The organism is Pseudolysinimonas sp., from assembly GCF_031389465.1.
In the GTDB taxonomy this organism is placed as follows: Bacteria; Actinomycetota; Actinomycetes; order Actinomycetales; family Microbacteriaceae; genus Pseudolysinimonas_A.
In genome coordinates this window covers 1-11,086 of record NZ_JANMSQ010000053.1, presented here as the reverse complement: position 1 = coordinate 11,086, position 11,086 = coordinate 1, and the positions used below count along the sequence as shown (strand labels likewise).

The 11,086-nt window shown below is 68.4% G+C and carries 10 protein-coding genes, 1 tRNA gene and 1 pseudogene; 1 reads left to right on the top strand and 11 read right to left on the bottom strand.

Going from position 1 to position 11,086, the window contains the following annotated elements:
* From RMO30_RS02115 to RMO30_RS02090, 6 genes and pseudogenes are all read right to left on the bottom strand, one after another.
* Positions 1 to 872 (bottom strand): annotated as a pseudogene (locus tag RMO30_RS02115) (phosphoketolase); the annotation flags it as partial.
* Between the two features lie 68 nt (positions 873 to 940).
* Complete coding sequence (locus RMO30_RS02110; RefSeq protein ID WP_309708883.1) at positions 941 to 1,378, bottom strand: response regulator transcription factor; 438 nt, start codon at positions 1,376 to 1,378, stop codon at positions 941 to 943.
* Positions 1,375 to 2,265 carry an ATP-binding protein gene (locus tag RMO30_RS02105; protein WP_309708880.1) on the bottom strand — a complete coding sequence of 297 codons (891 nt, stop codon included), beginning with the start codon at positions 2,263 to 2,265 and terminating at the stop codon, positions 1,375 to 1,377. Before RMO30_RS02105 ends, RMO30_RS02110 begins: the two co-directional genes overlap by 4 nt.
* 90 nt (positions 2,266 to 2,355) lie before the next feature.
* On the bottom strand, positions 2,356 to 2,670 hold the full coding sequence (locus tag RMO30_RS02100) for a hypothetical protein (protein WP_309708878.1): 315 nt from the start codon (positions 2,668 to 2,670) through the stop codon (positions 2,356 to 2,358).
* A 171-nt stretch (positions 2,671 to 2,841) separates the two neighbouring features.
* On the bottom strand, positions 2,842 to 3,513 hold the full coding sequence (locus tag RMO30_RS02095) for a response regulator transcription factor (protein WP_309708875.1): 672 nt from the start codon (positions 3,511 to 3,513) through the stop codon (positions 2,842 to 2,844).
* Positions 3,513 to 4,739 carry a sensor histidine kinase gene (locus RMO30_RS02090; RefSeq protein WP_309708872.1) on the bottom strand — a complete coding sequence of 409 codons (1,227 nt, stop codon included), beginning with the start codon at positions 4,737 to 4,739 and terminating at the stop codon, positions 3,513 to 3,515. Before RMO30_RS02090 ends, RMO30_RS02095 begins: the two co-directional genes overlap by 1 nt.
* Positions 4,740 to 4,828: 89 nt before the next feature.
* Between RMO30_RS02090 and RMO30_RS02085 the strand changes: the two genes are divergently transcribed.
* Entirely contained in the window at positions 4,829 to 5,398 is a 570-nt protein-coding gene (locus tag RMO30_RS02085; RefSeq protein WP_309708869.1) for a hypothetical protein, read from the top strand.
* A 49-nt stretch (positions 5,399 to 5,447) separates the two neighbouring features.
* On the opposite strand, the gene RMO30_RS02080 is transcribed toward RMO30_RS02085, so the two are convergent.
* The 5 genes from RMO30_RS02080 to RMO30_RS02060 all read right to left on the bottom strand — a co-directional run bounded on the left by RMO30_RS02080 (position 5,448) and on the right by RMO30_RS02060 (position 10,922).
* A tRNA-Asn gene (locus RMO30_RS02080) sits at positions 5,448 to 5,520 on the bottom strand.
* A gap of 52 nt (positions 5,521 to 5,572) precedes the next feature.
* Complete coding sequence (locus tag RMO30_RS02075; RefSeq protein ID WP_309708866.1) at positions 5,573 to 6,352, bottom strand: ATP-binding cassette domain-containing protein; 780 nt, start codon at positions 6,350 to 6,352, stop codon at positions 5,573 to 5,575.
* A 65-nt stretch (positions 6,353 to 6,417) separates the two neighbouring features.
* A complete protein-coding gene (locus RMO30_RS02070) occupies positions 6,418 to 8,004 on the bottom strand; it encodes an ABC transporter substrate-binding protein (protein WP_309708863.1) in 1,587 nt (528 codons plus the stop codon).
* A gap of 63 nt (positions 8,005 to 8,067) precedes the next feature.
* Positions 8,068 to 9,939, bottom strand: a complete 1,872-nt coding sequence (dnaG, locus tag RMO30_RS02065) for a DNA primase (RefSeq protein WP_309708861.1) — start codon at positions 9,937 to 9,939, stop codon at positions 8,068 to 8,070.
* 41 nt (positions 9,940 to 9,980) lie between these two features.
* Positions 9,981 to 10,922, bottom strand: coding sequence for a bifunctional riboflavin kinase/FAD synthetase (locus tag RMO30_RS02060; RefSeq protein ID WP_309708858.1), 942 nt, complete (start codon positions 10,920 to 10,922; stop codon positions 9,981 to 9,983).
* Positions 10,923 to 11,086: the final 164 nt, after the last annotated feature.

Sequence of the window (11,086 nt, the reverse complement as noted above, 5' to 3'; positions counted from 1 at the left end):
GTCCAGCCCTTGGGGGTTCGCAGGATGATCATGGGCCAGGTCGGCCGGGACTCGTCCCCTGCCGCCGCCGCGGCTTTGATCGCCGTGATTCGGTCGAGCACCTCGTCGAGCACTGCCGCGAAACGCGCATGCACGGCCCGCGGGTCCTCACCGTCGAAGCCGCCCGACACCAGGAACGGCTGGTGGCCGTAGCCGCGCATCAGGGCGAGCAACTCGTCTTCGGGGATGCGGGCGAGCACGCTCGGGTTCGCGATCTTGTACCCGTTCAGGTGAAGGATCGGCAGCACGACGCCGTCCTGCCGGGCGTTCAGGAACTTGTTGCTGTGCCACGCCGCCGCGAGCGGACCGGTTTCAGCCTCGCCGTCGCCGATGACGCACGCGACGAGCAGGTCGGGGTTGTCGAACGCCGCCCCGTAGGCATGCGAGAGCGCATAGCCCAATTCGCCGCCTTCGTGCATCGACCCCGGGGTGTCGGGCGAGGCATGGCTCGGGATTCCGCCGGGAAACGAGAACTGCCGGAACAGTCGGCCGATGCCGGCTTCCGACCGATCGATGTCGGGGTAGACCTCGGAGTAGGTGCCGTCGAGCCAGGCGTTCGCCACCATGCCCGGGCCGCCGTGCCCCGGCCCCGCGATGTAGATGGTGCTCTGGTCGCGCTCCAGGATGGCGCGGTTGAGGTGGGCGTACAGGAAGTTGAGACCCGGGGTCGTTCCCCAATGCCCGAGCAGACGCGGCTTGACGTGGTCGCGGGTCAGCGGTTCACGCAGCAGCGGGTTGGCGAGCAGGTAGATCTGCCCGATGCTCAGGTAGTTCGCGGCCCGCCACCAGGCGTCGATTCGATCGATGGTCGTCTCGTCGACGGGTGCATACATGCGGCCATCCTGCGCCCTCAGGATGTGAGTCGAGCAGGACTAAGGTCTCACCGGCGATCTGGGCCGCGTCAGCGCTCGGGGTGGGCGAGGGCGGCTTCGCGGATCACGTCGAACAGCGCCTCGGGCTCGGCATCCTTGTAGAGCACGGCGTAGGCACCCGCGATGGCGGCGGCAGGCACATGGTCGTCGAGGTCGACGTTCGCGACCAGGATGATGCGCGGCGCCCGGCCGTTCGCCAGCACCCGATCATCGCCGAGGATGCGCTCGGTCGCGACCAGGCCGTTCACCCGGGGCATGTGGATGTCCATGAGCACGACATCCACCCGTTCCTTGCGGGCGAGAGCGAGAGCCTGTGCGCCATCGCTGGCCTGACCGACGACCTCGAAATCCGCTTGCGAGCCGAACAGCAGCGTCCAGCCTTCGCGCTGCCACAGTGAATCGTCGACGAGCAGCATCCGCACCGGTGGCCGCGACACGCGCTTCGGGCGCGTGGCTCTCGGGCTCACGCGGTGCCTAGCTTGACGCCCTCGATGCCGTTGTGGTCACGCACTGCGGGGAAGATCGCACTCACCGTGAATCCGACGCCGGGGGTGACGATCGTGTTGAGCATGCCGCCATAGAGTTCGGCTCGTTCGCGCATCTCGGTCAGGCCGCGGCCGGTCGGCGCCTGGGTCAGTGCGGCGAGGTCGTCGTCTTGGCTCGAGACCCGTTCCCGGGCCACCTCGTCGGGGTCGAGCCCTTCGCGACGCGCCGCGGCCCGGGCGCCATCGTCGGCGACGACGAGTTCGAGGCCGGTGTCGTTCCAGGTGAACGAGACGAGCACCTGCGTGCCCTCGCCGCCGTGAGAGAGAGCGTTCGCGAGCGACTCCTGCAGGATGCGGTAGATCGCCAGCTCGGCCCCTTGCCGCACGTGAATCGGCTCGCCCGACTCCCGGAACTCGACATCGAGGCCGGCATCCCGCATGACCTTGAACAGGTCGCGCACGGTTGCGAGTCGCGGCTGAGGGCCAGCGGTGGCCTCACCCTCGCGGGAGAGCGCCATGACCCGACGCAGGTCGGCGAGCGTTGCACGCGCCGTGTCGGCGATGACCGCTGCACTGCGGGCGGCGACCAACGGATCCTGGGATGCCGCATACCGGGCACCGTCGGCGTGGCTGATCAGCACCGAGATCGAGTGCACGACGAGCTCGTGGAGTTCGCGCACGATGCGCAGCCGGCTGGTCTGCTCGGCGAGAGTCAATTCCAGGTCGAGCCGTTCGCGGTCGGCCGTCGAGCGGTCGAACTCGTTCCGGAGAGCCGCCCGACGGGCTCGGCGCCAGAGCACGAACAGCGCAAGTGCCACGACGACGAGGGCCCCCGCGAACGCGGCGAGCACGACGGTGATCGCGTCCAAAGGTGCCTCCTGCTCCGCCGGTGACACATGCCGCGGCCCCGACCGGTCAGTTTATCCCGGTCGGGGCTGCGGTTCGGCTACTTCGGCTCGCTACTTCGCGGGCGGGACGGGACCGCTGGAGCGCAACACTTCGAGGCGGGCGCGGTAGTCCTTCTCGTCGATGTCGCCGTTGGCGTAGCGCTGAGCGAGCACCGACTCGGCGGCGGCCTGCGCCGCGTGCCTGGCGTGCGGGCCGTAGCCGTAGCCATAGCCGTAGGAGCCACCGCGGCGGCGCATGCGGCGACCGAAAATCGCGAGCAACACAACGAACAGGAGGATCCAGAACAGCGGGATCAGAACGAAGAACAGCCCTCCTCCCTGGTAGGGGTGGAAGGCGGCTGCGCTCAATGCGAGAGCGGTGAACACGAGAAACTCCGTTTCTGCGGATCCCGGGATGGGATCCGACGTGTCCACTCTCGCTAACCAGGCTGCGGCGCGAATCCGCCGCCGGGAGCGATCCGACTACTCCCTGAGGCGTCAAACGCGGTCGCTCACGACTCCCCCGAGTGACCATTTTCGACGCCTCAGAACTGACCTTCAGGGTTGGCCGGGCTTCACGAGGCCCGTCTCGTAGGCAATCACGACGAGTTGCACCCGGTCACGGGCGAGCAGCTTCGACATGATGCGCGACACGTGAGTTTTCGCGGTCAGGGGGCTGAGAAACAGGCGCCCGCCGATCTCTTCGTTGGTGAGGCCGAGGCCGACGAGCGAGAGCACCTCGCGCTCCCGTCCAGTGAGGGGTTCGAGCGGCCGGGTGTCCGGAGAATCGTTGAGGGTTCCCGCGACGCGTTCGAGCAGCCGTTTCGTGACGCTCGGGCTGAGCAGGGCATCCCCGCCGGCGACGACCCGCACGGCGCGGATGAGCTCCACCGGTTCGGTGTCTTTCACGAGGAATCCGCTCGCCCCCGCGCGGATCGCCTGCGCGACGTACTCGTCGAGTTCGAAGGTGGTGACGACGACTACGTGGGTGCCCGCGAGGGTTGGGTCGGCCACGATCTGCTCCGTCGCCCACAGCCCGTCGCCGTCGGGCATCCGGATATCCATGAGCACCACATCGGGCTTCGTGCGCTTCACGAGGGCGACCGCCTCACGACCCGTCGCGGCCTCCCCCACCACCTCGAGGTCGGGTTCGGCTTCCAAGAGGCTGCTGAAGCCCGCGCGGATGAGGTGCTGGTCGTCGGCGAGCGCGACGCGGATGCTGTCGGTCATCAGCGGGTGCCTTCCATCGGGATCGTGGCGGAGACCCGAAAGCCGCCGTCCTCTGCCGGTCCGCTGTGGGCCGGGCCGGCCGACAGGTGGCCGCCGAGCAACTCAGCGCGCTCACGCATCCCGAGCAGCCCACGGCCGCCCGTCTCGCTCGCCGGGGCGGTCGAACCGGCACCGTCGTCGACGACCTCGACACGGTACGCGCCAGCCTCGGTCCACAGCCGCACCGTCGCGTGGGTTGCGTCGGCGTGGCGGGTGACGTTCGTGAGCGACTCCTGCACGATGCGGAACATCGCGAGCTGCACCGCCTTCGGCGCGTCGCCGATTCGGTCGTCGAGCGTGACCTCGACGCCGCGGATCGCGCCCACGAGCGCGGGCAGCCGGTCGAGCCCCGGTTCGGGAACGAGCGGCGCATCCGCATTGCCCTCCGACCGGAGCGCGCCGAGCACCGAGCGCACCTCGTCCAGAGCCGACTTACTCGTCTCTTTGATGCTCGCGAGCGCCTCGGCGGCCTTGTCGGGTTGGCGGTCCATCAGGTGGAGGCCGACCCCGGCCTGCACGTTGATCTGGCTGAGCGAGTGAGCCAGCACGTCATGCAGTTCGCGGGCGATCCGCACGCGCTCGGCCTGCACCTCGCTCTGCTCTCGCTGACGCGCCAGCCGCCAGTATTCGGCCGCGCGGTCGCGGCGACTTCGGATTCCCTCGCCGATGCCGAAGACGATCAGGATGCCGAGGGTTGTGCTGGCGATGCGCCCCGGGGTCCAATCCTCGCGGCCGAGCATCACGGCGGCCCCCACCGTGGCGACCCAACATGCGCCGACCGACGCCCAGGCCCACACCCGGGCTCCGCGCACGATAGCCGAAACGATCGCGAACGCCAGGGCCACGTAGGGCGGTCCGCCGTTCGCGTTGACGAACAGGTCGAGTGCCCCGGCGAGCGATATCACCGCGACGACCGGCCCGGGAAAGCGTCGGGCGCCGATCAGGGCGAGCGGGCCGACGAGAGCCAGACCGAGGATGCCGAGCGCTTCGCGGGGTGCGTAGTCGCCAACCCGGATCGTCCACCCGGCCGCGAGACCCTGGATGACGAACGACACGATGACCGGCACCCACAGGGTGACCCACTTCGGAGCGCGCCAGTCCGGAGGCGGTGGGCGAAGCCATCCTCCGCGCTCCCCGCCAGGCGGCCCGTGCTCGCCCTGCCCAGAGACGTGTGTGGGGCGCGGCATGCCCCGATGTTACGCGCGCGGCGGCGCGGCGGAATCGTCCCGCGGGAGTAACTTCCCCCGCCAGTGAGGATCACTTATCATTCGATACCATGCAGCGGTCAGCAGCATTTCTCGGGTTCGTCGCCACCCTCTTGGGTTTGGCAGCTTGCTCTTCCACCCTGGCGCCAGAAGTTGCCGCACCGACATCAGCCGATCCACAGACCACTGAGCGGTCGTGTCCCGAGGACTTCTTCGACACGCTCACGACGCATCTCGAAACCCAGCCCGCCGGCGACTTCACCGAGGTCAGGTTGATCGAGGAGCCGGCCTATGCCTTCCGACCGGACGCGCTCAACGACACGGTGCACGAAGGTTGCGTCTTCCGGGTGGAGCGCGAGTCGGCTGCCGGGGACATCATGGTCCAGGTTTTCGGAGTGACGTCCGGCGCCGACGAGTCGCAGGTGCTCGGCATCCTCACGTCGGCCGGATGGGTTCAACCGTTTCCGGACCTTGAGCCCGGTGCCTACGAGAGCGAAGAACGCGACCCCGTGGGACATGGCGAGCTGGAATCGATCGGCGTCTTCCCCGTGAAGGGGCCAGATTTCGTGCTCGCGTTCCCCGACTGGTCCGAGTACTTCGACGCTTCCGAAATGGTTTTGCAGTCCGTTCCGCACATCTGAGCCGAGACCACAAGAGGCCCGGAATCACAAGGATTCCGGGCCTCTTCAGCTCCCCGACTTGGACTCGAACCAAGAACCTATCGGTTAACAGCCGATTGCTCTGCCAATTGAGCTATCGAGGAAGAGCTGCGTGAACAGCCTCCACAGCTTAGCAAACCCCGGCGCCCGCCCACGTCACCGGGTGGTGGCGGCGAGAGCCTCGACGTAGGGGTGCAGCGGGTTGTCGAGCACGTCGTCGGCCTGGCCGTAGCCGACGAACATGCCTTCGTGCATGACGGCGATCTGGTCGGTCATGGTGCGCAGTTCGCGCAGGTCGTGGCCGATCACCAGGGCCGAGAAGGCGCGCTCGCGTTGCAGGTCGGCGATGACGGTGAGGATGCGGCCGCGCACCAGAACGTCGACACCCATCGTCGGGTCGTCGGCGACGAGGAGGTTGGGTTCGAGGATGAGGGCGCGCGCGAGGGCGATGCGCTGCCGCTGCCCGCGCGAGAGCTCGTGGGGCATCTTCGCCATGACGACGAGTGGGAGGCGGACGGCATCCACGAGTTGCGCGACCAGCGCACCCGCCTTGTGCCTGTCGTATCTCTCGTCGCGCTGGTAGATCGGAGCGGCGACGTTCTCGCCGACCGTCAGGTGCGGCTCGAGGGTGTTGCCGCCGTCCTGCGGCAGATAGCCGACCTTGAGCACGAGTTTGTCGCGTCGGTGCGGCGACAGGTCACGGATTTCGCGGCCGAGCACCTGCAGGTGCCCGCCGATGATGTGCGGAGCCGTGCGCTCCCCGGGCACCGACTGGGCGGCTACGGCGCGCGCGAGCGTGCTCTTACCCGACCCTGCCTGGCCGACGACGCCGAGGATGCCGTCGAGCGGAATCTCGAACGAGACACCGCTGACCGCGGGTCGATCGTCGCCGTAACCGAGGGTCAGGTCGTCTGCCCGAACCGCGACCTCACTCACGCTGCCACGCTACCCCGGCCGCCCCGGCGTCAGCTACTCAGCCGTCGTCAGCTACTCAGCCGTCGTCAGCGACGCAGACGGCTCAGGTCGAGCGGTTGGGCGTCGTCGAGACCAAACCCCGAGATGGTGCCGCGCACAAACACCACGCGTACGCCCTGGGTGATCGGGATGGCGGGAAGCTGCGCCGCGATCGCGTTTTGCGTCTCGAGCAGCGTCGCCGCGCGCACTTCGGGGTCGGCTTCCGTTGAACCCCGCACCAGCAGCGAATCAACAGTGGCATCGGTGAAGCCTGGAGCCAACAGGCCGGCGGAGCGGAACGGCTCGACGTAGTCCTGCGGGTCACCGGTGGCCGGGAGCACGCTCGTGAACATCGCCTGCACCTCGCCCGCGACAAGCGCAGCACCGAGGCCGTCGGCATCCGTCTCGATGACGGTGACGGTGAACAGGCCACTGTCGTCGAGCTGTTCGGCCAGACCGGCGACCTCGAGACTTCCGGGATCGCCCACCTGATCGAGATCGACATGGATGCTCAACTCGAGCGGCTCGACGATGCCGGCCGCCGCGAGAGCAGCGGCCGCGAGCTCAAGGTCGGGCCCGCCCTCGCCATCGCCATGCAGGGCCGTGAAAGCATCGGATGCGCCCGGGATGCCGTCGGACAGATAGCCGTGCAGCGGCTTCACCCAGTTGCTGCCGATCGAGTCGGCGAGCGCCTCCCGGTCAACGATTTCGCTGATCGCGGTGCGCACGGCCCCAGCCTTCGCGGCGTCGGGGGCCTCGGTGCGAGAGCCGAACGGCATGTGGGCGAAGTCGAAGGCGAGCAGCCGAACCCGACCTGAAGATGCGCGCGCCAGGTCGACCCCTTCGTCATCGACGAGCGACTCGATGCTGTCGATGTCGAGGCGCCCGGTGAGCACGTCGATCGATCCCTCGCTCAATTGACGGGCCAGGTCGGCGCCTTCACCCGCGCGCAGCAGGAGCGTCGACGCCGCCAGCGGTGCGCCGCCGAAACCGACATAGGGCGTGAGTGTCAGCTCGTCGTCGCTGACCGATTCGAGAGCGTACGGTCCGGCGAACGCCTGGGCATCGACGATGTCGTTGTCGGGAGTGAGCTCGTCGGCGAAGAAAGCCTCCTCGTCGAGCACGAGCCCCGCGGGGCCAGCCAGCACGAACGGGAAGCCGATGTCCACCGTCCCCCCGAGGTGGAACTCGACGGTCGTGTCGTCGACGATTTCGATGCTCTCGAGGTTGGTGAGGCTGCGCCAGGCTCCGTCTTCCGACTGCAGGGCGAGTTGACGTTCGAGGCTGAACTTGACGTCAGAAGTCGTCAGCTCGTTTCCGTTGGCGAACTCGAGCCCGGGCTTGAGCACGACGGTGTAGACACCGACTTCCGTCCACTCGGCGGACTCGGCGATCTCGGGCACCGGGTCGGCTTGATCCGCCTCGACGACGAGCAGCGACGGATAGATCTGGGTGAGGAATGCGAACGAGCTGAACGTGTCACTCGCGGCCGGATCGAGCGGCGGGATCTCTCCGCTCCAGCCGACCCGGATCGGGCTCGAGACCGAACCTCCGGTCGCGCAGGCGCCGAGCGTCGCAATCATGGCGAGGGCGGTCGCGGCGGCGATCGCGCGCCGGGGCAGGATCCGGCTCATCGGCTGACTCCTCGGGAAAGGTCCGCACCTAGGGGTCGCGCGGGCCTAACAGTCATAACACAGTCAGCCTGCGCGCAACTTGCGACGCTCGGTCTCGAGAGCCGCGATCTCGACCTGGATCCGGCGCGCCCGAGCGCCGTCACCTTCGGCCGCCGCGCGCTGCGACGCCCCCTGAAGGTCGGCTTTGCGGCGAGACAGGTCGACCGCAACGAGGTCGGCGACTTGAGCACGCGCGTACTTGTCGAGGTTCGCTTCGCGCGTCTCCGGGATCGGCGCGACCCCGAGCTGCGCCACCAGCCCGGTGAAGCGTGACGGGACCGCTTCGTTGATGCGCGCGATCCAGTCGGGCCGATCCCACGAGTCGATCGACGTGGCCACAGCGTCGCGCACCACGTCGAGAATCGAGCTGCGCATGCGCACCGCGACGGCGCGCTCGATCAGCTCCCGGCCGATCGCCTGGGGCAACTGAAGGATGACGAGGAGCGCGTCGCGCTCCATCCGGGTTTCCACGTCGGTCGGGAGGTCGAGAAGCCGCACCTCCGCGGGGGCTGCCTCGGCATCCGGCCCCGCCTCCGGTGGCGCCGAGGCCGGTCGGGCCGATTTCGCGGCACGCACCGCCCGGCCCACTTCGGCGGGATCCATGCCCAGCCAGCCCGCCAGGTTGCGCACGTATCCGTCGCTGAGGGAACGATCCCGGATGCCGGCGACGACCGGGGCGGCTGCGCGCAGGGCGGCGACCCGACCCTCCACCGTCTCGAGGTCGTGGCGGGCGAGCACCCGCCGGATCATGAACTCGAACATCGGTTTGCGGTCGGCGATGAGTTTGCGCAGCGCGTCGTCGCCGCGCTGGGTGCGCAGGTCGCTCGGGTCGAGGTTGTCGGGGGCGACCGCGACAAAGGTCTGCGCGGCGAACCGCTGCTCCTCCGCGAACGCGCGACTCGCAGCCTTCTGCCCGGCTTCGTCGGGGTCGAAGGTGAACACCACCTCGCCGGTGCCTGCCGTGTCGGAGTTGTCGACATCCCCCAGCACGCGGCGGATCACCTTGATGTGATCGACGCCGAAAGACGTGCCGCAGGTCGCGACCGCCGTCGTGACACCCGCGAGGTGGCACGCCATGACATCCGTATAGCCCTCGACGACGACGACCTGCTTGCCCTTGGCGATGTCGCGCCGGGCGAGGTCGAGCCCGTAGAGCACCTGGCTCTTGTGATACACGAGCGTCTCGGGGGTGTTGAGGTACTTCGGACCCTTGTCGTCCTCATCAGAGAGCAGTTTTCGGGCACCGAACCCGACGGTCTGCCCGGTGACATCCCGGATCGGCCAGATCAACCGGCCGCGGAACCTGTCGTACGCGTTGCCGCGGTCTCCGCTCGACAGCAGACCCGCGCCGAGCAACTCGGCCTCGGTGAACCCCTGACCCTTGAGCGCGTCGGCGAGAGCCGAAAACGACTTTGGGGCGAACCCGATACCGAACTGCGCGGCCGCTGCAGCGTCGAATCCTCGTGCCCCGAGGAAGTCGCGGCCGATCTGCGCCGCCGGTGTGCCGAGTTGGGCCTGAAAGAACTTCTCGGCGGCCGCGTTCGCAGCGAGCAGCCGGGCGCGGTTGCCATGATCGCTCGCCTGCCCGCCGTCTTCGTAATGGAGCTCGTAGCCGAGTCGCCCGGCAAGTCGCTCAACGGCTTCGGCGAAGGTGACGTGGTCCATCTTCTGCAGGAATGAGAAGACGTCTCCCCCCTCGTTGCAGCCGAAGCAGTGGTACAGGCCGACCTGGGGCCGCACATGGAAGCTCGGGCTGCGCTCCTCATGGAACGGGCACAGCCCCTTCATCGACCCGACGCCCGCGCTCTTCAGCGTCACGAAGTCGCCGACGATGTCGGCGATGTTGGTGCGAGCCCGCACTTCGTCGATGTCGCTTCGACGAATCAGACCGGGCATGGCACTGATTCTAGGAGCGGGGTGCGTCGCCCGCCGGAGCCCTACGCAGTCGCCTCGGTCGCCAGGATCGCGCGGATGCGATCGACGTCGGCGGCGAGCGCGGCGACCAGCGTGTCGACCCCATCGAACTTCACCATCGGACGAAGGTATTCGACGAAGTCGAGCTCGATCACCTTTCCGTAGGCATCGACCTTGGCGTCCAGCAGGTGGGCCTCGGTACGCCTGGCCGGGATGCCGTCGAAGGTCGGGTTGTTGCCGATCGACACGGCCGCTCCGTAGCGGATGCCGTCGATCCAGGCCCAGGATGCGTATACCCCGTCGGCGGGGAGGAACCCTTCCATCGCGGGGTCGAGGTTCGCCGTCGGGAAGCCGATCTCACGTCCGATCGCATCGCCGTGTACGACCGTCGAACGCACTCGTGGGTAGCGGCCCAGCAGCGGCGCTGCGGCCCGCACGTCACCGGCGGCGAGGTGCTCGCGAATCTTCGTGGATGACACCCGCGTGCCCTCGACGAGCACGTCGTCGATCAGCACGACGTCGAACCCGAAGGTGCGGCCGTGCTCCCGCAGTGTGTCGATGCGACCCTCGCCCCGGTACCCGTAGCGGAAGTCGGCGCCGACCAGTACGAGCCGCGCATCGAGCGCGTCGTGCAGAATCCGCTCCGCGAACTCGAGCGGGGTGAGCTCGCTCAAGGCACGGTCGAACTCCAGCACGAGGGTCGCGTCCACTCCGGCTTCGACGAGCAGTTCGGCCCGCTGATCGTTTGACACGAGCGCGTCGGGGCACTCCTCCGGACGCAGCAGGGCGAACGGATGACGGTCGAACGTCACGACGACCGGCTGCAGGGCGTGCTCGGCGGCGAGCGACTTGAGTTGGGCGAGAACACCCTGGTGGCCGAGGTGCACGCCGTCGAACTTGCCGATCGTGACGGCACTGGGCCCGAATCCGGCCGGCACCGAGCCGAGCCCATCGAAAAGCAACATCAGGCGGCCGTCTTTGGTGCGGCGGCCGCGCCGAGGGCGCGACCACGCCACAGGTAGAGGAGGCCGAGGATCGGCAGCACGAGCGGTACACACAGGTACCCGGCGCCATACACGCTCCACACGGTGGCTTCACGGCCGAACGGGTCGATGCTCTCGAGACCCAG